Origin of the sequence: Sphingomonas sp. TREG-RG-20F-R18-01, from assembly GCF_022662475.1 — a bacterium.
In the GTDB taxonomy this organism is placed as follows: Bacteria; Pseudomonadota; Alphaproteobacteria; order Sphingomonadales; family Sphingomonadaceae; genus Sphingomonas.
This window is the reverse complement of sequence record NZ_JAKNQQ010000004.1, coordinates 19469-39250: the sequence shown is the minus strand read 5'-3', so window position 1 is coordinate 39250 and position 19782 is coordinate 19469. Positions and strand designations below refer to the sequence as shown.

The following is a 19782-nucleotide window of genomic DNA, read 5'->3' as shown; positions in this document are numbered from 1 at the left end:
CCTGAACGGCTGCTTCCGCAGGAGTTGACGCGACCCTATCGGGTACCGAGCTTCGCGCGCTCGAGCATGGGCTGCCACCAGGCTTCGTTCGACAGATACCAGGCAAGCGTGTCGGCCAGGCCACCCGCGAAGTCGCGCGCCGGTGTATAGCCGATCTCCGCCCGTGCCTTGCGCTCGTCGATCGCATAGCGCCGGTCATGCCCCTTGCGGTCTTCCACGAAGGTCTTGAGCGTTTCGGTCGCCTCACCGCGCGCGGCAGGGGCGTCGGGGTAACGTTCGGCCAGCGACGGGTCCGCCGCGAAAGCGGCATCGACGCTCCGGCAGATCTCGTCGATCACGGTCAGATTCGGGACTTCTTCCCCGCCGCCGATATTGTAGACCTCGCCGGCGGTGCCGCGCTGCAGCGCTGCCTCGATTCCCCGGCAATGATCCGAGGTGTGAAGCCAATCGCGCACGTTCATCCCGTCGCCGTAGATCGGGAGATGACGCCCGTTCAGCGCGTTGATCAGGAACAATGGGATCAGCTTTTCGGGGAATTGGAACGGACCATAATTGTTCGAGCAATTGGTCGTCGTCACGTCCAGCCCGAAGGTGTGATGATACGCGCGGACCAAATGATCCGCCCCGGCCTTGGACGCCGAATATGGCGAATTGGGCGCATAGGGCGTGGTTTCGCTGAAGGCCGGGTCGTGCGGGCCAAGCGAGCCATAGACTTCGTCCGTCGAGACGTTGTGGAACCGGTGCGGCGTTCCGCTGCCGGTATCCAGCCAGACCGTCCGCGCCGCCCGGAGCAGGCTGTGCGTGCCAAGCACATTGGTCGTGACGAAGGCGTCAGGGTCGAGGATCGAGCGATCGACATGGCTTTCGGCGGCGAAATGGACGACCGTATCGATCTTGTGGTCGCGCAGCAGCGTCGTCACCAGGTCGGTATCGAGGATATTGCCGTGGACGAAATCGACGGCAGCGACCCCATCGAGATTTTCGCGATTCCCGGCATAGGTCAGCGCGTCGAGCACGACGATGGCGTCGTCGGCATGATTGGCGCGCCAATAATGCACGAAGTTCGCGCCGATGAAGCCGGCGCCGCCGGTGACGAGCAGATTAGCCATGCGTGTGAATCTCTTCGATCATGATGTGGAGGTTTTCGCGCCACGGCGTGGCCGGATGGCCGAGCAGCGCATACGTGGCCCTGCAGTCGAGTACCGAATAGGCGGGCCGTTGCGCGGGTGTCGGATACTCGGCGGTCGTGATCGGGATGATCGGCACGGCGGTGTCGAACAGCCCCCGCGCCATCGCTTCCTCCTGGATCGCCACCGCAAAGTCGAACCAGCTGGCCTCACCGCCGTCGCTGAAGTGATACACGCCGGTCGCGTCCTGCCCGGCCATCGCCCACAGCGCGGCGGCAAGCGCCGGCGCGTAGGTCGGGCAACCGATCTGGTCGGCAACCACTCGGACCTGCGGATGTGCCTGCATCAGACGCAGCATGGTCCTGACGAAATTCCCGCCGACCGGCCCGTAGAGCCATGCCGTCCGAACCACAAGTGCGTCCGGCCCGGCGGCGCGTTCACCCGCCAGCTTGGTACGGCCATAGACCCCGAGCGGCGCGGGGGCAGCGTCCGGTGCGTAGGGATGCCGGGCAGCGCCGTCGAACACGAAGTCGGTCGAAACATGCACCAGCTTCGCCTGCGCAGCCCGAGCCGCGGCGGCGAGAAAGCCAACGGCGTCCGCGTTCACCGCTTGCGCGCGCTCCGCATCGCTTTCAGCCTTGTCGACCGCGGTATAGGCCGCCGCATTGAAGATGACGTCCGGATCGCTCTCGGCGACGAACGCCGCCACGCGCTGCGCGTCGGTGATATCGACGGTATCCTGATCGCAGGTGACGATCTCCACGCCCTCAGGCGCCGTCGCCAGGAGCGCATGGCCCAGCTGTCCGCCCGCGCCGACGATCAGCGCCTTCATGCTGCCGCGACCTGCGCTAAGGTCTGCGCAACGCGATCTTTCGCCGACAGCATCGGTTCGATCCCGTCGAGCGGCCATTCGATCCCGATCTCGGGATCGTTCCACAACACCGCATGCTCATCCGCTGGCGAATAGGCCTGGGTGCACTTGTAGAGGAAGTCGGTGTCGTCCTCGAGGCTGAGAAACCCGTGTGCCAGTCCCGGTCCGATCCAGACCATGCGCTTGTTGGCGGCACTCAGATGGACTCCCACCCACTTTCCAAAGGTCGGCGACCCTTTCCGAATGTCGACCGCGACGTCGAACACCGACCCCGAAACGACGCGTACGAGTTTGCCCTGCGGATTGGGCTGCTGGTAATGCAGCCCCCGCAGCACACCCTTTGCGGAACGACTATGATTGTCCTGGACGAAATTCCAGTCGAGCCCCTGCGCCTTGAAGGTCGCGTCGTTCCAGCTTTCGAGGAAGAACCCGCGATCGTCGCCATAGACCTTCGGCTCGAGAATCAGGACGTCGGACAGGGCGGTCTCGACGATCGTTACCATGGTGCCTGCCCCTCTTCGATCAGACCCAACAGATAGTCGCCATAGCCGCTCTTGCGCAATTCTCCGCCGAGCCGTTCTAGCTGCGCGGTATCGATGAACCCCTTGCGCCAGGCAATTTCCTCGGGGCAGCAGATCTTGAGCCCCTGCCGCTCCTCGATGATGCGAACGTAATTGCTGGCATCGATCAGCGAATTGTGTGTGCCCGTGTCGAGCCAGGCATACCCCCGACCCATGATCTCGACGTTGAGGTCGCCAGCATCGAGATACATCCGATTGAGATCGGTGATCTCCAGCTCGCCGCGCGGCGACGGCTTCAACTGGTGCGCGAAGTCAACGGCGCGCTCGTCGTAGAAGTACAGCCCGGTCACCGCATAGTTCGATTTGGGATTCTTGGGCTTCTCCTCGAGATCGATCGCCGCACGGGTCTTGGGATCGAACGCGACCACGCCATAGGCGGAGGCATCGCGCACATAATATGCAAAAACCGTGGCGCCGGTCGACCGCGCGTGGGCCGCATCGACCAGGGCGGGCAGTCCGTGCCCGAAGAAGATGTTGTCGCCAAGCACCAGCGCGGACGGTTTCCCGCCAACGAAGTCGGCACCGATCAGATAGGCCTGGGCGAGCCCGTTCGGTTCCGGCTGAACCGCATAGGTGATCGAGATGCCCAGCCGGCTACCATCGCCCAGCAACCGCTGGAACGCCGACTGTTCGTGCGGGGTGGTGATGATCAATACCCGCCTGATCCCCGCAAGCATCAGCGTCGACAGCGGATAATAGATCATCGGCTTGTCGTAGATCGGCATCAACTGCTTCGACACAGCCTGCGTCAGCGGATGCAACCGCGTTCCCGAACCGCCTGCCAAAATGATCCCGCACCGTTCCACCGTCATGCTGTATCTCTCACCTGTTGCCCCGGAACGCATCCCCCACGCCACTGGCGTGCACTCTGTCGCCTATCCAAGAACCGCGTCGGTTCCTAGGCGCTATCGACCATTCGTGTCGGAATGGTTGCCGCACGCGCAGAGCCGTATGGCTGACTCGATCCCGGTGTTGCGGCGAGAGCAGGAAAAAGGTCTGCCATCGCCAAATGAAACCGTATATTTCCTAGTACAATACCCCGGCTTTTGACGTATTTGACAATACGGTTCCGACCACCGCAATGTCTTCGCTAAGCACTAAAAGTTTCCCGCCTGAAAAAACCTACCACGTTATTCGAAAACGTTACGCGGATCATGCCGTTGTTGCCCTCCCGAACAGCTTCGACCTGATTACGCCGCTTCCATACCGCATTTGTATGGTATGGCAAAGACGCCGAGCGCTGCTCGTTAGCCAGCTGCGTTACAGCCGTTCGGTTGTGCGCGCCCGCTTCAGAACGATATAGAGCGCTCCAGCCCCACCGTGACGCGGATGCGCCGCCCGCACCGCAGCGATCGATGAGGCGTGGCGCGATCCGGCAAGCCAATCCCCCGTCGCTGCGCGGATCGCTCCCCGGGCATGAGGGCGCTCGCTTGCCGGGCGCGGGGGCTTTCCGGTCACGAGCAAGATCATCCGGTCGCCCGAGCGGATCGCCATGGCCAGCGCCGCGTCCAGCAGGTCATAGGCGCTGGCCAGGGTATGGCCGTGGAGATCGACCGTGCGGTCGGGCGAGACCAGACCGCGCGACAGGCGGCGGTCCCACGAACCGTCGAGCGTGTTGGATGGCGCGGCCGGGGCAGCCCGAACAGTCCCCCTGGCGGCCTTGCCCAAAACACTCGGCGCGGGAGCCTTCGGGACGATCGCGGTTGGGGCAACGGCCTTGACCATCCTGGTCGACGGTGCGGTCTGCTTCTCCGGCTTCGACGACGTGCCAGGCACGGGCTGAGGTTCGGCCGGGCGACGCGCGATCGGCCTGACGCCCGCCATCACCCGGACCCACAAGGCGGCTTCGTCAGGGCTGAGGGATCGGTGCCCCATTGGCCCTCTCCCCGGTCAGGCGCGCGAGCGTACCGCTCGGCAGCAGCAGGAAGGCCGTACCGCGCGCCGCCATGCCACCCGCTGTAGCCTCGGCATTGGGGCCGGCACCCCAGAACGTGTCGATCCGGTTCGGTCCCTTGATCGCACCACCGGTATCCTGAGCGACCCACAGCCGGCTCGCGTCCGTGCGATCCATCGACAACAGGACCGGCGCGCCGAGCGGCACGAACTTGGGATCGGCGGCGGCGCTGACACCCCCCGTCACTGCGACACCAAGCGCGCCCTGTGGTGCGCTCGCCTGTTCGCGGAAGAATACGTAGCTTTTATTTTCGCGCATGATCGCGGTCGCTTCCTCGGGATGCGCGTGCAGCCAGGCGACGATTCCCTGCATCGAGGTCTGCCCCGGCGCGAGCAGCCCGCGCCGCTTCATCAGCGCCCCGATCCCCGTATAGTCGCGGCCGTTCTGCGACGTATAGCCGATCCGTAATATCGATCCGTCCGGCAGACGCAGCCGACCCGACCCCTGGACCTGAAGGAAAAACAAGGCGACCGGGTCCGCCGCATAGCCGAGGATCGGGGCGCGGCCGTCCAGCGCGCCCTGTTCGATTGCGGTGCGATCATCATATGGCACCAGGCCGGAGCCGGAAACGCGGCCGCGAACCTTCCGGCCCTTCAACGTGTCGCTGAACTGACCAAGATCGACGTCGATCAGATCGCTCGGCCGACCGTAGATGGGAACGTCATACCCGGGACGACGGTCGCGCGAGGCCGCGATCTCCGGCTCGTAATAGCCCGTCGCGAAGGCCTTGCCGTCGCCAATCTGCACCGCTTCGAAAAAATGCGTAAAAAACGCCACCGCGCCGCCTGCGGCGACGGTCGGCGCCGCGGCGCACGCCGGCTGCCAATCCGTACCGCGCGTCAGTCCGGAGGTGTCGGTGCGCCGCTGGACGGAAGCGCAGGAGAGGCGAAAGGCCGCAAGCGCACGCCCGGCGTCATCTTCCGCAAGACCGAGCTGGTCGATCGGCGGACCAGCGACGAAGCCGGTGCTCGCGGCATTGGCCGCGCCCGCCAGAGCGACGTTAGGAACGGCCGGAATCGGCGTGGCCGCCACTGGCGTTGCCACCGGGGCGGGGCGCGAGACGGCGCCCGGATGCGCGACTTGCCCGCCGCAAGCAGACACCAACACGGCCGCGCCGATCACCAGCGCGCGCGAACCACTCCCCCCCGACAAGATCCTCACACCTCGTCGGTGTCGGCGAGCTTCCAGTTCGGATCGCTGCTCTTGAGCGTCCGGGTGAAAGTCCAGACGTCGTGCGTCTCGACCGCGTCGGTCATCGATCCCGCAATAACGACCGATTCGGCATCGCGCGTGACCGCGGCGATATCCGCATCGAACCGCACGGTAATTCGCGCAACCTTGCCCTCGAGTGTCGCGTCGGCGATTACCGCGCGCTCGATCGAAACAAGCCGGTTCTCCAGGCTATGACCGGCGGCGTTGCGCTCCGCGATGGCGGCGACGAAGGCATCGCGCACGCCGGGTTCGGCGAGCCAGCCAAGCTGCTCCTCGTCCCCCTGCCAGAACGCCTCAAGGATCATGCGATAGGCGGCTTGCGCCCCTTGCAGGAAGCGCGTGGCATCAAACGACGAATCCGCTGCGATGATCGCTCGGACGCCGGCTTCCGCCTTGGCCTCGACCATTCGGCTCGCGGGTTCGCGCGCATCGGCGATCGCCTCGATCGGTCGCGGCACGAGCGTCAGCGGCGTGCGCTCCTCCGCCGGTTTGGGCAAAGGCTGCTCATGTCCGGTGCGCTTACCGAGAACACGGTACAATTGGAGCGCCATGAAACCGGCGATCATCGCGAGGATAACTAATAGGAACACGCGGCCTCCGGCGGATTGGCAGACAGGGATACATAGGCGCAACGCACGAAGGTTTCAAATGATGCGCACGACCGTGGAGTTCGGCGCCCGTTGAACTCCGCTCGCCCCCCTGCTACGCGCGCGGCTTCGACTGCGCCACCCGTGGCGATACCTATAGTACGGACATTAAGGACGCGTTGCATGAGCGAGCAGGATGACGGCTTCATCACTTCGACCGGCGTAACCGGCGACTCCTTCGCCAACGGCGCTGACACGGCTCCGGCCGCGGGAATGATTTCCCAATATATCAAGGATTTCTCCTTCGAAAATCCGAACGCCCCGGCGATCTTCCAGAATCAGACGGCTCCCGCGATCGACGTTCAGTTCAACATCGCATCGGCGCAGGTCGGCGACGACGTGTACGAGATCGTGCTGCGGATTGAAGTGAAGGCGGAGGCCGACGGCCAGGTCGCGTTCCTCGTCGACCTTTCCTACGCCGGCCTGTTCGGGCTGCGCAATTTCCCCGCCGAGCATCTCCAGCCGTTCCTGCTGGCCGAAGCGCCGCGGCTGATGTTCCCGTTCGCGCGCCGGGTTCTCGCCGACGCGATTCGCGATGGCGGCTTCCCGCCCCTGCTGCTCGAGCCGATCGACTTCAGCGGCATCTTCCTGGCCCAGCAGGAAGCGGGCGCCGCGACGGCCAACCCGTTGGGCTCGGCCTGAGCACCCGCGATGCCCCCGGCGATTCGCCGGGGGCTTTCGGGCTGCGATTGGCGATGAATGTGAGAAGCGGTCCGATTTGACATGAAGCTTGTCCGTGCGCTGGGTTCGATCGGTGGCCTGACCCTCGCCAGCCGCATTCTCGCCCTGGTGCGCGATTCGCTCGCGGCGCGCTATGTCGGGGCCGGATTCGCCTCCGACGCCTTCAACGGCGTCGCCTTCCGCCTGCCCAACATGTTCCGCGCGCTGTTCGCGGAAGGCGCGTTTTCGGCGGCGTTCATCCCGCTCTTCAACAAGAAGGCGGCCGGACCCGGTGGCTTGCCCGCAGGCTATGCCTTTGCCGAACGCGCGCTCGCGGTGCTGTTGCCGGTGCTCATCCTGTTCACCGCCGGTTTGCTGATCGCCGCCTGGCCGATCACCTGGCTGCTGTCCGGCGGGTTCGCGCGGCAGCATCCGACGCACGAGCAATTCGCCTTCGCGGTCATGCTGTCGCGCATCACGCTGCCCTATCTAGCGCTGATCTCGCTTGCGTCGCTGCTGGGGGGCATCCTCAATTCGCTCGACAAATTCTGGGTCAATGCCGCCGCGCCTATCCTGCTCAACCTCGCGATGATCAGCGGGCTATGGTTCTTCCACGGCCATGACGTCTATGAGACCGCGCGCGTTCAGGCGATTTCGGTGACGGTCGGCGGGGTGCTGCAACTGCTGTGGCTGATGCTGGCGTGCCATCGCGCCGGGGTCGACATGCGACTGCGGATGCCGCGGCTGGACGCCGACGTCCGCGGGATGCTGCGCCTGATCGTTCCCGCCGCCGCAGGCGCGGGCGCATCGCAGATCAACCTGCTGATCTCGACCTCGCTCGCGGGCAGCCTGCTCGCCTCCGGGTCGATCACCTATATCTATTATGCCGACCGCCTGAACCAGTTGCCGCTCGGGCTGATCGGGATCGGCCTCGGTACGATCCTCCTGCCGACGATTTCCCGGCTGCTGTCGTCGGGACAGGAGCAGGCGGCGATGGACACGCAGAACCGCGGGATCGAGCTCGCGCTGTTTCTCACCCTCCCCGCGACGATGGCATTCCTGATCGCGGCGGAACCGATCGTCCGCGGGCTGTTCGAATATGGCAAGTTCGGCGCGATCGACGCGCGCCGCTGCGGCTGGGCGCTCAGCGCCTTCTCGATCGGCCTGCCCTCCTATGTGCTCGTGAAGGTGCTGACCCCCGGCTATTATGCCCGCGGCGACACCAGGACCCCGGTGCGCTTCGCGATGATCTCGATCGCGGTCAACATCGTCGGCAATCTGATCCTCATTCCGCTGATCGGCCATGTCGGCCCGCCGCTCGCGACCGCGCTGGCGTCGACCGTCAACGTCGCGATGCTGTACCACACGCTCGCGCAGCGGGGGCATTTCGTCGCGGACGCCGCGCTTCGCCGCAAGGTTCCGCGGCTGCTGCTCGCGGCATTGCTGATGGGCGCGACCGTCTATGCGTTCGAACGGTGGCTAGACCCCTATCTCGGCGGTGCGATGATCGTCCGCTATGCGGCGCTCGGCGTACTCGTCGGCGCGGGCAGCGCGGTCTATGTCGTGGCCTGCTTCCTTACCGGCGCCTATCGCATCGGCGACATCCGCGCGCTGCTCCGCCGCCGCGCCGACACCCCCAAAACCGTCCAGGAATAAACCATGCGCGTCGTCTCCGGCATCCAGCCCACCGGCAACCTCCACCTCGGCAACTATCTCGGCGCGATCCGCCAATGGGTCGCGATGCAGGATGCGATGCCCGCGGGCGACGACTGCCTGTTCTTTCTCGCCGACCTTCATGCGCTGTCGCAGCCGGTCGTCCCCGCCGAGCTCGATTCGAACACGACCGAGATGGCGGCGACGCTGCTCGCCTGCGGGATCGACCCGGCGCGCGCGATCCTGTTCAACCAGGCGCGCGTCCCCGCGCACAGCGCGCTCCACTGGATTTTGGGCGGGACCGCGCGGATGGGCTGGCTCAGCCGGATGACGCAGTGGAAGGACAAGGCGGGCAAGAAGGGCGAGACGCAAAGCGTCGGGCTGTTCACCTATCCCGTGCTCCAGGCCGCCGACGTGCTGCTGTATCAGGCGACTCACGTGCCCGTCGGCGAGGACCAGAAACAGCATCTCGAGCTCGCGCGCGACATCGCGGTCAAGTTCAACGGCGATTATGGCGAGACCTTCGTCCTGCCCGAGCCGCTCATCTCCAAGGCCGCCCCACGAATCATGAGCTTGCGCGATGCGAGCGGGAAGATGTCCAAGTCCGATCCGTCGGATGCGTCGCGGATCAACCTGGTCGACAGCGACGAGCTGATCCTCGCGAAATTCCGCAAGGCCAAGAGCGATGCGGATGCATTGCCGAGCGAAGTCGCCGGGCTCGCCGACCGCGCGGAGGCGCGCAATCTGGTGACGATCTATGCGGCGCTCGAGGGATCGACGCCCGATGCGGTGCTTGCGCAATATGCGGGCCAGGGGTTCGGGGCGTTCAAGCCGGCGCTGGCCGATCTGGCGGTGGCGACGCTTGCGCCGATTCGCGAGCGGCTGACGGCGTTGCTCGATGATCGTGCGGCGGTGGGCGCGGTGCTGGCGGATGGGGCGGCGCGGGCGGCGACGCTCGCGGCCCCGACATTGGCGGCGGCGCAGCGCGCGGTCGGCCTGCAGGTCTGATACTGCCCACCCTCGCGGGCACCTCCCCGGCGAAGGCCGGGGCCCAGTCGAGGAACGGAAGACTGCTGGCGACTGCGCGCCGTTACCGCCGCCATCACTATTGGGCCCCGGCCTTCGCCGGGGAAGTGTAAAGGGGGGAAGCACACGTGAGGCGCATGCTTCCGCGTCCCTTTACCCCTCGAGCTGCCGCATCAGCGTGCGCACCGAGCTGTCAATCTCGTGATCCTTGTCGCGCAGGTCCTCGATCCGGCGTACCGCGTGGATCACGGTCGAGTGATCCCGCCCACCGAACTTTCGCCCGATCTCTGGCAATGACCGCGTGGTGAGGCGCTTGGCGAGATACATCGCGATCTGCCGGGGCCGCGCGACGACGACCGCGCGGCGGGCCGACACCAGATCGATCGCCTTGATCTCGAAATGCGCCGAGACCGCCTTCTGGATCTCGTCGATCGTGACCCGGCGCTCGGCACCGCGCAGCACGTCGCCAAGCGTCGCGACCGCGAAGTCGAGGTCGATCTCGACATTGCTGAGCTGCGCATAGGCGACGACGCGGTTGAGCGCGCCTTCGAGGTCGCGAATGTTCGCGCTGATCCGCGACGCGAGCAGGTCGAGCACTGCGACCGGGACGCGCGCGCCCGGCATGTCGGCCAGCTTGCGGTCGAGCACGCGGCGGCGCAGCGCCAGATCGGGTGCCTTGATGTCCGCGACGAGGCCACACGAGAGACGCGAGGTGATGCGCTGTTCGACGCCGTCGAGGCCTTGCGGGCAGCGATCGGCCGAGATGACCAGACGCTTCCCCGCGCCCATCACCTCGTTCATCGTGTGGAAGAATTCCTCCTGCGTCGCGTCCTTGCCGGCGATGAACTGGAGATCGTCGATCAGCAGCAGGTCGGCCGCGCGCAGCCGGGTCTTGAAGGCATGCGTCTCGCGGGTGCGGAGCGCCTGGACGAATTCGTACATGAACCGCTCGGCCGACATCAGCAACACGCGTGCGTTCGGCACCGCCGCCAGATAGGCCGCGCCGATCGCGTGCATCAGGTGGGTCTTGCCCTGCCCGGTGCCGCTGTGAAGGAACAGCGGGCTGAACCGCGGCACGCCCGGCTGCGCCAGCGCGACGGCCGCGTTATACGCGACCATGTTCGACGGATCGACCACGAAGCGGTCGAAGGTGAAGCGCGGGTCGAGCGACGGCTGCTCGATCGTCGGAACAGCTTCCCTGACGATCGCGGTCGGCGCGGCCAGTGTCTCGACCGTCACGACCTGTGCCGAACGCGCAACCGTTTCGATCGAAACGCTGCGCACTGCCGGGATCAGCACGCGAAATTCCTGCAACAGCCGGTCGGCGTAATGATTCCGTACCCAATTTGTCATGAATGCCGACGGCAAACCCAGACGCACCGCATCCAGGTCGCTTCCGGGAATCAAAACGATCGGCTTAAGCCACTGATCGAACAGCCGTACGCCCGACATTTCGCGGAGATTCGTACGGACCGTGGCCCAGGCCTGCGCAACCATGTCGTCCTGCGTCTCGCTGGAACTATGGTTGTTCGCGATCGCTACCCCCTGCCCCAAAGATGCCACGACAAAACCCTTCCTTCGCCCCCCGGTCACACCGGCGGAGCCTTAATTTACAACGGACAAAAACCCCCACAGCCGGAATCGAGTCCGCCTGAACGTGCCATTCGAATTGAGTCGCGAGACGATCGTCTGCGCGGTGGAGGGCCAGTTATGAAGAACGGGCCGAGTCTATCAAGGCCTGCCCCTGTCAGATTTTTGAAATAATCAGCATTGACTCGGATTCAGCCAAGGATTCGCGTCAAAAATCGCATAAGTATCAGTAATTACTCAATTTAAAGTCGTTACACTTCCGTGAAGGTTATGCGAATCGCAGTAAAACCGAGCTTTCCCAAAACAGGACTGTTGAAGTTCTTGTGATGTTCTAGTCGGACTGGAAGTGGGTGTTTTGCGACGCACAAAACACGACAAAAAGCCCGCCGGACGACGTCCGACGGGCGAATTTGTTACTCGGGAGAAACGGTTATGCGAGCGCGGTGAGGCGCTTCGTCAACCGTGCAAACTTCCGCGATGCGGTGTTCTTGTGAAGCACGCCCTTGGCGACGCCCCGCATGAGCTCCGGCTGAACCTGCAGCATCGCAGCGGCGGCTGCCGCCTTGTCGCCGGACTCGAGCGCCGCTTCGGCCTTCTTGACGAAGGTGCGGATTCGGCCGACGCGGTTGCCGTTCACCAGTGCCCGTGCAGCGTTGCGACGGATACGCTTTTTCGCCTGTGGCGTGTTCGCCATGAAGCCCTCTGACTTTAGAAATAAGAAAGGGCGGGAGATGTCTCCCGGCCCCGGAAGCCGCGTCCCTTAGCGAGAAGCATCCGGGTGGTCAAGAACACTCGCCACGATTAGCGCTGGCACGTGGGGCACCAGAAGGTCGACCGCCCCCCTTCCGCATAGCGCTCGACCAGCCCGCCACAGGCGCACGGCTTCCCTTCGCGGCCATAGACCGCGAACTGTTTGGAAAAATATCCGAGCTCGCCGTCCGGCTTGGCATAATCGCGCAAGGTCGATCCGCCCGCCTCGATCGCGGCGAGCAGCACCGTGCGAATCGCTGGGACGAGTCGCTCGAGCCGCGCGCGGGACACCTTGCCGGCGGCGCGCTTCGGCGAGATGCCCGCGGCGAACAACGCCTCGCACACGTAGATGTTACCCAGCCCCGCGACGATCCGCTGGTCGAGCAGCATGAGCTTGATCGACGCGATCCGGTCCTTGAGCATCCGGTGGAGATACCCGGCGGTCAGATCGGGCCCGAGCGGTTCGGGTCCGAGCGCCAGGAACGCCGGAAACGCCGCGAGCGATTCGGTCGCAACCAGATCGACCGAGCCGAACCGCCGCGCATCGTTGAGCGCAAGCCGGTGCCGCGCGGTCTCGAGGATCAGATGATCGTGCAGCAACAGCTCCGCCGGATCTACTCGCCAGCGCCCCGACATGCCGAGGTGGAAGATCATCGTGTCGCCGCGATCCGTATCGATCAGCCCGTATTTCGCGCGGCGCCCGAGCGCGGTCACGGTCGCGCCGGTCAGGCGCTGCCCGAGATCCTCGGGGAACGGCCGCCGCAGGTCGGGGCGGCGGATCTGCACCGCGGTGATGCGCTGCCCTTCGAGCACGGGGCGCAGGCCCCGCACGGTGGTTTCGACTTCGGGCAATTCTGGCATCGCAATCAGCTAGGTTGCGTTTGCCCGCGCCACAAGCACTGGCTAGAGCGGTCGCCATGAACGCCCCCGCACCCGATACCGTCTCCTTCGGCTACGAAGACATCCCCGCCTCCGAAAAGACCGCCCGTGTCGGCGGCGTCTTCTCGAGCGTCGCCGCGCGCTACGACATCATGAACGACGCGATGTCGGGCGGGATGCACCGCGTCTGGAAGGACCGCTTCGTCCGCCGTCTGAAACCGCGCGAGGGTGAGCAGATCCTCGATATGGCGGGCGGCACCGGCGACATCGCCTTCCGCATCGCCGAATCGGGTGCGAGCGTGACGGTCGCCGACATCAACCCGCAAATGCTCGAAGTCGGGATGGAGCGCGCGGCAAAGCGTGGTATCGACGGCCTCGTGTGGACCGAAGCGAATGCCGAGACGCTGGCTTTCCCCGACCGCTTCTTCGATGCGTACACAATCGCGTTCGGGATCCGGAACGTCACCGACATCCCCAAGGCTTTGCGCGAAGCGCACCGCGTCTTGCGGCGGGGCGGGCGGTTCTTCTGCCTCGAATTCTCGACGACCGTCTGGCCGGGCTTCGCCGACGCGTACGATGCCTATTCGCACAAGGTCGTGCCGCAGCTCGGCAAGCTGCTCGCGCAGGATGCGGACAGTTATCGCTATCTGATCGAATCGATCCGGCGCTTCCCCGACATGCCGACCTTCGAGGGGATGATCCGCGACGCAGGGTTCATCCAGACGGGGGTGGAGCCGATGCTCGGCGGGCTGGTCGCGATTCACCACGGCTGGAAGATTTGATGCGGCCGACGCTTAATGCCCCTCCCCTTCAGGGGAGGGGTTGGGGTGGGGCCGTCCTGGGTCATCGCGCCTACGCCTCGTCCACTACCCAGTCCTTCCCCACCCCCAGCCCCTCCCCTGAAGGGGAGGGGAGCATCGCATGACCGCGCCGGCTGTCCATCTCTGGCGCCTGCTCAAATGGGGCCGCATCCTTGCGCGGCACGGTGCGCTGCAGGGGATCGAACGCGATCCCAACACCCCCGCCCCCGTGCGCCGCCTCGCCCGGATCGCACGGTTCGGCGCGCGCGTGCCAAAGGTGCCGCGCTATGCCGATGCGCTCCAGGCGATCGGTCCCGCGGCGATCAAGCTCGGGCAAACGCTCGCGACTCGCCCCGACATGGTCGGCGACGCCGCCGCGCTCGACCTCATGCGGTTGCAGGATGCGCTGCCGCCCGTCCCGTACGAGACGATCCACGCCGCGCTCACCCGCGCGTTCCAGCGGGATCCGGCCGAGCTGTTCCAGTCGATCGAGCCCGTCCCCGTGGGCGCCGCGTCGATCGCGCAGGTCCACCGCGCGGTGACGGCCGATGGCCGCACCGTCGCGATCAAGGTGCTGCGCCCCGGCGTGGAGGAAGACTTCACCCGCGCGATCGACACCTACGAATGGGCCGCGGCGCAGGTCGAGGCGATGGGCGGCGAACTTTCCCGCCTGCGCCCACGCCTGACGATCGAGACGTTCAAGCGCTGGACCGCGCGCGAACTGGATCTGCGGCGCGAGGCCGCATCCGCCTCCGAACTCGCCGATTCGATGCTTGCCGAGCCCGACTTCACCGTTCCCAAGATCGACTGGCAGCGCACCACCGGCAAGGTGCTGACGCTCGAATGGATTGACGGGATCAAGCTGTCGAACCGCACCGCGCTGATCGCGGCGGGCTATGACCTGCCGCAACTGGCGAACACGCTGGTTCACGCCTTCCTGCGCCAGGCGATCGCGGAAGGATTCTTCCATGCCGACATGCACCAGGGCAACCTGTTCGCGCTGCCCGGAAACAAGATCGCGGCGATCGACTTCGGGATCATGGGCCGGATCGACCGGCGCGCGCGGGTGTGGCTGGCGGAGATCCTCTACGGGCTGATCACCGGCAATTACAAACGCGTCGCCGAGATCCATTTCGAGGCGGGCTATGTGCCCGCGCATCACAACGTCGCCGAGTTCGCGACGGCACTGCGCGCGGTCGGCGAGCCGATGCGCGGGATGGCGGTCAAGGACATGTCGATCGGGATGATGCTCGACGGGCTGTTCAACATCACGCGCGACTTCGACATGCAGACGCAGCCGCATCTGCTGCTGCTGCAGAAGACGATGGTGATGGTGGAGGGCGTGGCCACCAGCCTCGATCCCGAGATTAACCTGTGGGATGCGGCAGCCCCGTTCGTGCGCGAGTGGATCCGTACCGAACTCGGCCCGGAAGCGGCCGTCGCGGACCGGATCATCACCGACCTGCGCACCTTTGCGCGTTTGCCCGACCTTATCCGCAACATCGAGCGGCGCTTCCCCAACCCGCCCGGCGCACCGCCCGAGCCGCCGCTGCGACATATCGAGATCGTCCCCTTCGGGGGCTGGCGCTATGCGGTCGTCGCGCTGGTCAGCGCAACCGCGAGCCTCGGCGTCGGATGGATGCTGTGGGGGTAGCCACGCCACCCCCCGCCGCGCCGCGCGCGCCGCTATGGCTCGTCCTGCCGTCCCGCTTTGCCGCTCTCACTCGGCTGCAGGCACGCTGGGGTCTGGGGTTGGTCGCGCTGCTGCTGGCGGCCACGCTGCTGGCGCTGGCCAGCCCGCCCCCGCCCGCCGGCAATCCGGATGATCCGGCGCGCATGGAGGCGCAGACCGATCTCCTCTTGTACGATTCGATCGTCTCCGGTGTCCGGGGCGGCGGTGACTATTACAGCGTTGCCGCCAACGCCCTGCGCCGGGGCGACTATCCGCTCCGTCCGTTTGTAACGTTCCGCCTGCCAGCGTTGACGATGATCCAGGCGCACGTTCCGCCGACGGGCATGCTGGGTATCCTCTATCTGCTCGCGGCCGGCGTAGCAGCGGCGTGGTTCGTGCGGTTGCGCCCGGCCTTCCGGCGCACGCCGCCCCTGGTGTTCGCGATGCTCCTCCTCGCCGGCGGGATGGTTGCGTTTGTGCAGCGCGGGCTGATCGGTTTTCACGAAATCTGGGCCGGTTTGCTGATCGCCTTGTCGCTGGCGCTGCGCCGCGACGACCGATGGCTCACGGCGGTCGCGATCGGGCTGGTCGCAATGTTGCTTCGCGAAACAGCGGCGCTGTACGTCGGCATCATGGCGGTGCTCGCCTTCGCCGAGGGCAATCGGCGCGAGGCACTGGGATGGGGCATCACGCTCATGATTCTCGCGGTGGTCGTCGCGTTCCACGCTCATGCCGTTGCCGCCGTCGTGCGCCCGACCGATCCGGCTTCCCCGGGCTGGGCGGGCTTGCTCGGCTTCGGTTATTTCGTCCGGACGATGACCCTGTCGACGGCGCTTGCGATCGCGCCGCTGCTGCTCGCCGCGCCGCTGGTGGGTCTCGCCTTGTTCGGCTGGGCGAGCTGGCCGGAACCGCTCGCGCTCCGCGCCCTGACGATTTTCTGCGGGTATGCGGCGCTGCTCGGGCTGTTCGGGCGGAGCGACACCTTCTATTGGGGATTGATGATTGCCCCGGCCCTCCTCGTCGGCCTCGCATTCGCGCCCGACGGGATCCGCGACCTGATCGCGCGCGCACGGGATCGCCGCAAGATCACCGTCACGCGGCTCGTGCGATGAAAATCCTTCTGATCATCGGCGGTGGGATCGCGGCGTACAAGGCGAGCGAACTGATCCGCCTATGCCGCAAGGCTGGAATTTCGGTCAAATGCGTGCTGACCGCAGGGGGCGCGCATTTCGTCACGCCGATGACTTTGGCGGCGCTTTCCGAAAACCAGGTCCATACCAGCCTGTGGGACCTGAAGGACGAGGTCGAGATGGGGCATATCCAGCTCAGCCGCGAAGCCGATCTGGTCGTCGTCGCGCCTGCCACGGCCGACCTGATGGCGAAGATGGCGGCTGGCATCGCGGACGACCTTGCGACGACGCTGCTGCTCGCGACCGACAAGCGCGTGCTTGCGGCCCCCGCGATGAACGTGCGGATGTGGCAACACCCCGCCACCGTCCGCAACGTCGCGGCGCTGCGCGCCGACGGCGTCACCGTGCTGGACCCTGACGAGGGCGCGATGGCGTGCGGCGAATTTGGCCCGGGCCGGCTCCCCGAACCGCCTGCGATCCTGACGGCGATCCAGCAGATGCTCGGACGCTGAATGGCCGACGACGCGATGCTGAGCGGCACGCATATCCTGGTGACCGCCGGCCCGACGCATGAGCCGATCGATCCCGTGCGCTACCTCGCCAACCGCTCGTCGGGAAAGCAGGGCTTCGCGATTGCAGCGGCGCTGGCGCGACTCGGTGCCCGGGTGACGCTCGTGGCGGGGCCGGTAATGCTTGAAACGCCGCCTTGCGTCCTGCGCGTCGATGTGGAAACCGCGCTGGAGATGGCAGCGGCGGTCGAGGCGGCGTTGCCGGTCGACGCAGCCGTAATGGTAGCGGCGGTTGCCGACTGGCGCGTCGAGGGCGCGGCGCAGAAGATCAAGAAGGGCTTGGAGACGCCGGTACTTCGTCTGGTCGAAAACCCGGATATCCTGGCAACGCTCGCGCGAAGCGCGCTGCGTCCGCCACTGCTGATCGGCTTCGCGGCGGAAACCGAGCGCGTGGTCGAGCATGCCACCGCCAAACGCCTGCGCAAGGCCGTCGACTGGATCGTCGCGAACGACGTGTGCGGAGATGTCATGGGAGGCGATGCCAATACCGTTCATATCGTGACGGCGACCGGCGTGGAAAGCTGGGAACGGATGGCTAAGGACGTCGTAGCGGGACGCCTGGCCGAGCGAATCGCGAAGACCGTGATGGAGCATAAGCGGGGCTAAAGCGCGCGCCGATCCGGAATCTTCCGCGTGGCCCGCACCAGTCCCGACCAAGGCCCACTCCGGCGCCGGGCCGGGGTGGGCAAACTCCGCTCTGCCTTCAGTGGCCGAGCTTCTGCTTCAGTTCGTCGATCATCTTGGAGGCTTCTGCCTTGCTCAGGTCAGCGCTCGGTGCCTCAACCTTGGCTTCCTCGCACAAGGTGGTGAGATAGGATGCCTGCGCGCCCGTCATTGGGTCGCCGCCCGACACCCAATTGTCGGGATCCTTCTCGGTATTCGAATCGGGATGCTCATCGAGCTTCGGGTTGTGCAGCGGTTCATCCATGATACGTCTCTCGATGTTTCTTGTATGTTCCTAACCCGTAAGCGGCTCTACGGTTCCAGCGCAGACCACTGTCGGCGTGCCTTTAGGGCACGAAAGACAGACCCGTCTTCGCGCCGGGGCCAAGGCACGCTATTGGCAGTGGATGACGACTTCCCCGATCAAGATTCAGCTCAAGACCCTCGCGCATGGTCAGGGTCTGCCCCCACCCGCTTATGCGACCGACGGTGCCGCCGGCATGGATGTGGTCGCCGCCGAAGCCATGACGCTCGCACCCGGCACCCGCGCGGCGATCGCGACCGGCTTCGCCATCGCCATCCCGCCCGGGTTCGAGGTACAGGTACGGCCGCGTTCGGGCCTTGCACTGAAGCATGGCGTGACGTGCCTCAACACCCCCGGTACGATCGACTCCGACTATCGCGGTGAGGTCAAGATCATTCTCGTCAACCTCGGGCAGGAGCCCTTTGTGATCGCGCGGGGCGACCGCATCGCACAACTCGTTCCGGCCCCGGTTCAACGCGCGACGCTGGAACGCGTCGAAATGCTGGACGATACCGCGCGAGGGGTTGGGGGTTTCGGGTCGACGGGACGATGATCGCCGCATTTTTCTTGCAGATGGCCGACGCGCCCCCCGCCGCGCCATCGCTGCCGTCGGATTGGTCGGCGCTGCCGGCATTGCCGTATGTGGCACCGCGCCAGGCGACTCCGCAGGTTTCCGCCTTCGTCGCTGGGGAAATCGCTGCGGGACGGTGCGTGGCGCAGCGCCCCGCCGACGGGCATTACGTTCTCCGCGTCGATGTCGCAACGCTCGTTGGGGCCGACGGGACGATCCACCGGGTGGTCCCCCATGCGATCGCCTGCCCCACGATCGAGCAATATGCCGCTGGCTTGGTCACCGGGTTCGCGCGCGGGAATATCGCGCTGCATCCGGGAATGACCGATAGCTGGTACCGCACGACCATCGTGTTCGACTGGCGCGGATGAGCATGCTCGGCGACGCCGAACTCGATCGCTACGCCCGCCACATCGTCCTCCGCGAAGTGGGCGGTGCAGGCCAGTTGCGGCTCAAGGCGTCAAGCGTCGCGGTGGTTGGCGCCGGTGGCATCGGCAGCCCGGCGATCCAGTATCTGGCGGCAGCGGGAGTCGGGCGGCTCGTCCTCATTGACGACGATCACGTCGATCTTTCCAATCTCCAGCGTCAGACGTTGTTCGGCGACGCCGACGTCGGCACGGCGAAGGTTGCGGCCGCCCGCGCCGCTGCGTTGCGGATCACGCCGCATGTCACGGTCGAAACGTGCGCGGTCCGGCTCGATGCGGGCAATGCCACAGCCTTACTGGAGGGGGTCGACGTCGTCCTCGACGGCACGGACAGCTTCGCGACGCGCCTCGCCGTGGCCGATGCGGCGCATGCGCTGCGGATACCGTTGGTGTCGTCCGCCGTCGGCCAGTTCGAGGGCCAGCTGGGCGTGTTTCGCGGGTGGGAGCCGGACAAGCCGTGCTACCGCTGCTTCGTCGGCAACGCGCATGATGCCGCGGGCGACAGTTGCGCGGAACAGGGCGTGATCGGGGCGATGACCGGGGTGATGGGCAGCCTCGCCGCGCTCGAGGTGATGCGGAGCATCGTCGGCTTTGGCGAGGACAGTGCGGGCAAGCTGCTGCTGGTCGATGCCCTCGCCTTCCGCTTCCGCACCCTTACGCTGCCCAAGGATCCGGGATGTCCGTGCTGCGGTTAGCGC

Annotated in this window: 20 protein-coding genes and 1 pseudogene; 10 read left to right on the top strand and 11 right to left on the bottom strand. The window is 65.9% G+C overall.

Annotation, left to right across the window (positions count from 1 at the left end; all coding sequences use genetic code 11):
• Window positions 1-35: 35 nt before the first annotated feature.
• From rfbB to L8K25_RS12465, 7 genes are all read right to left on the bottom strand, one after another.
• The gene (gene rfbB, locus L8K25_RS12495; RefSeq protein WP_242139322.1) at window positions 36-1109 is read right to left on the bottom strand and encodes a dTDP-glucose 4,6-dehydratase; all 1074 of its coding nucleotides are present in this window, start codon (window positions 1107-1109) and stop codon (window positions 36-38) included.
• A complete protein-coding gene (rfbD, locus tag L8K25_RS12490) occupies window positions 1102-1959 on the bottom strand; it encodes a dTDP-4-dehydrorhamnose reductase (RefSeq protein ID WP_242139321.1) in 858 nt (285 codons plus the stop codon). The genes rfbB and rfbD overlap by 8 nt, the downstream gene beginning before the upstream one ends.
• The gene (gene rfbC / locus L8K25_RS12485; RefSeq protein ID WP_242139320.1) at window positions 1956-2501 is read right to left on the bottom strand and encodes a dTDP-4-dehydrorhamnose 3,5-epimerase; all 546 of its coding nucleotides are present in this window, start codon (window positions 2499-2501) and stop codon (window positions 1956-1958) included. Before rfbC ends, rfbD begins: the two co-directional genes overlap by 4 nt.
• Window positions 2495-3391 (bottom strand): glucose-1-phosphate thymidylyltransferase RfbA, encoded by an 897-nt coding sequence (rfbA, locus tag L8K25_RS12480; protein WP_242139319.1) that lies wholly within the window; start codon window positions 3389-3391, stop codon window positions 2495-2497. The genes rfbC and rfbA overlap by 7 nt, the downstream gene beginning before the upstream one ends.
• Window positions 3392-3839: 448 nt before the next feature.
• A complete protein-coding gene (locus L8K25_RS12475; protein ID WP_242139318.1) occupies window positions 3840-4454 on the bottom strand; it encodes a Smr/MutS family protein in 615 nt (204 codons plus the stop codon).
• The gene (locus L8K25_RS12470) at window positions 4429-5694 is read right to left on the bottom strand and encodes a murein transglycosylase A (protein ID WP_242139317.1); all 1266 of its coding nucleotides are present in this window, start codon (window positions 5692-5694) and stop codon (window positions 4429-4431) included. The genes L8K25_RS12475 and L8K25_RS12470 overlap by 26 nt, the downstream gene beginning before the upstream one ends.
• Window positions 5691-6335, bottom strand: a complete 645-nt coding sequence (locus tag L8K25_RS12465; protein ID WP_242139316.1) for a Tim44/TimA family putative adaptor protein — start codon at window positions 6333-6335, stop codon at window positions 5691-5693. Before L8K25_RS12465 ends, L8K25_RS12470 begins: the two co-directional genes overlap by 4 nt.
• Window positions 6336-6515: 180 nt before the next feature.
• Between L8K25_RS12465 and secB the strand changes: the two genes are divergently transcribed.
• From secB to trpS, 3 genes are all read left to right on the top strand, one after another.
• The gene (secB, locus tag L8K25_RS12460) at window positions 6516-7034 is read left to right on the top strand and encodes a protein-export chaperone SecB (RefSeq protein WP_242139315.1); all 519 of its coding nucleotides are present in this window, start codon (window positions 6516-6518) and stop codon (window positions 7032-7034) included.
• An 81-nt stretch (window positions 7035-7115) separates the two neighbouring features.
• A complete protein-coding gene (gene murJ, locus L8K25_RS12455) occupies window positions 7116-8708 on the top strand; it encodes a murein biosynthesis integral membrane protein MurJ (RefSeq protein WP_242139314.1) in 1593 nt (530 codons plus the stop codon).
• A gap of 3 nt (window positions 8709-8711) precedes the next feature.
• On the top strand, window positions 8712-9713 hold the full coding sequence (gene trpS / locus L8K25_RS12450) for a tryptophan--tRNA ligase (RefSeq protein ID WP_242139313.1): 1002 nt from the start codon (window positions 8712-8714) through the stop codon (window positions 9711-9713).
• Between the two features lie 171 nt (window positions 9714-9884).
• On the opposite strand, the gene dnaA is transcribed toward trpS, so the two are convergent.
• From dnaA to mutM, 3 genes are all read right to left on the bottom strand, one after another.
• The gene (gene dnaA / locus L8K25_RS12445; protein ID WP_242139609.1) at window positions 9885-11285 is read right to left on the bottom strand and encodes a chromosomal replication initiator protein DnaA; all 1401 of its coding nucleotides are present in this window, start codon (window positions 11283-11285) and stop codon (window positions 9885-9887) included.
• Between the two features lie 466 nt (window positions 11286-11751).
• Complete coding sequence (gene rpsT / locus L8K25_RS12440) at window positions 11752-12015, bottom strand: 30S ribosomal protein S20 (RefSeq protein WP_010160493.1); 264 nt, start codon at window positions 12013-12015, stop codon at window positions 11752-11754.
• Window positions 12016-12122: 107 nt separating this feature from the next.
• Window positions 12123-12932 (bottom strand): bifunctional DNA-formamidopyrimidine glycosylase/DNA-(apurinic or apyrimidinic site) lyase, encoded by an 810-nt coding sequence (gene mutM, locus L8K25_RS12435; protein ID WP_242139312.1) that lies wholly within the window; start codon window positions 12930-12932, stop codon window positions 12123-12125.
• Between the two features lie 56 nt (window positions 12933-12988).
• Here mutM and L8K25_RS12430 point away from each other — a divergent pair, with 56 nt between their 5' ends.
• From L8K25_RS12430 to coaBC, 4 genes and pseudogenes are all read left to right on the top strand, one after another.
• Window positions 12989-13732 (top strand): class I SAM-dependent methyltransferase, encoded by a 744-nt coding sequence (locus L8K25_RS12430; RefSeq protein WP_242139311.1) that lies wholly within the window; start codon window positions 12989-12991, stop codon window positions 13730-13732.
• Between the two features lie 139 nt (window positions 13733-13871).
• On the top strand, window positions 13872-15404 hold the full coding sequence (gene ubiB, locus L8K25_RS12425; protein ID WP_242139310.1) for a 2-polyprenylphenol 6-hydroxylase: 1533 nt from the start codon (window positions 13872-13874) through the stop codon (window positions 15402-15404).
• On the top strand, window positions 15386-16534 hold the full coding sequence (locus L8K25_RS12420; RefSeq protein WP_242139309.1) for a hypothetical protein: 1149 nt from the start codon (window positions 15386-15388) through the stop codon (window positions 16532-16534). The genes ubiB and L8K25_RS12420 overlap by 19 nt, the downstream gene beginning before the upstream one ends.
• Window positions 16531-17727: pseudogene (coaBC, locus tag L8K25_RS12415) on the top strand (bifunctional phosphopantothenoylcysteine decarboxylase/phosphopantothenate--cysteine ligase CoaBC). Before L8K25_RS12420 ends, coaBC begins: the two are co-directional and overlap by 4 nt.
• Window positions 17728-17824: 97 nt before the next feature.
• On the opposite strand, the gene L8K25_RS12410 reads toward coaBC, so the two are convergent.
• Window positions 17825-18049: a DUF3072 domain-containing protein gene (locus tag L8K25_RS12410; protein WP_242139308.1), complete on the bottom strand. Its 225-nt coding sequence runs from the start codon at window positions 18047-18049 to the stop codon at window positions 17825-17827.
• A 142-nt stretch (window positions 18050-18191) separates the two neighbouring features.
• Here L8K25_RS12410 and dut point away from each other — a divergent pair, with 142 nt between their 5' ends.
• The 3 genes from dut to moeB are packed head-to-tail and all read left to right on the top strand — an operon-like array spanning window position 18192 to window position 19779.
• Entirely contained in the window at window positions 18192-18641 is a 450-nt protein-coding gene (gene dut / locus L8K25_RS12405; RefSeq protein WP_242139307.1) for a dUTP diphosphatase, read from the top strand.
• Window positions 18638-19030, top strand: coding sequence for a hypothetical protein (locus tag L8K25_RS12400; protein ID WP_242139306.1), 393 nt, complete (start codon window positions 18638-18640; stop codon window positions 19028-19030). Before dut ends, L8K25_RS12400 begins: the two co-directional genes overlap by 4 nt.
• Complete coding sequence (moeB, locus tag L8K25_RS12395) at window positions 19027-19779, top strand: molybdopterin-synthase adenylyltransferase MoeB (RefSeq protein ID WP_242139305.1); 753 nt, start codon at window positions 19027-19029, stop codon at window positions 19777-19779. The genes L8K25_RS12400 and moeB overlap by 4 nt, the downstream gene beginning before the upstream one ends.
• Window positions 19780-19782: the final 3 nt, after the last annotated feature.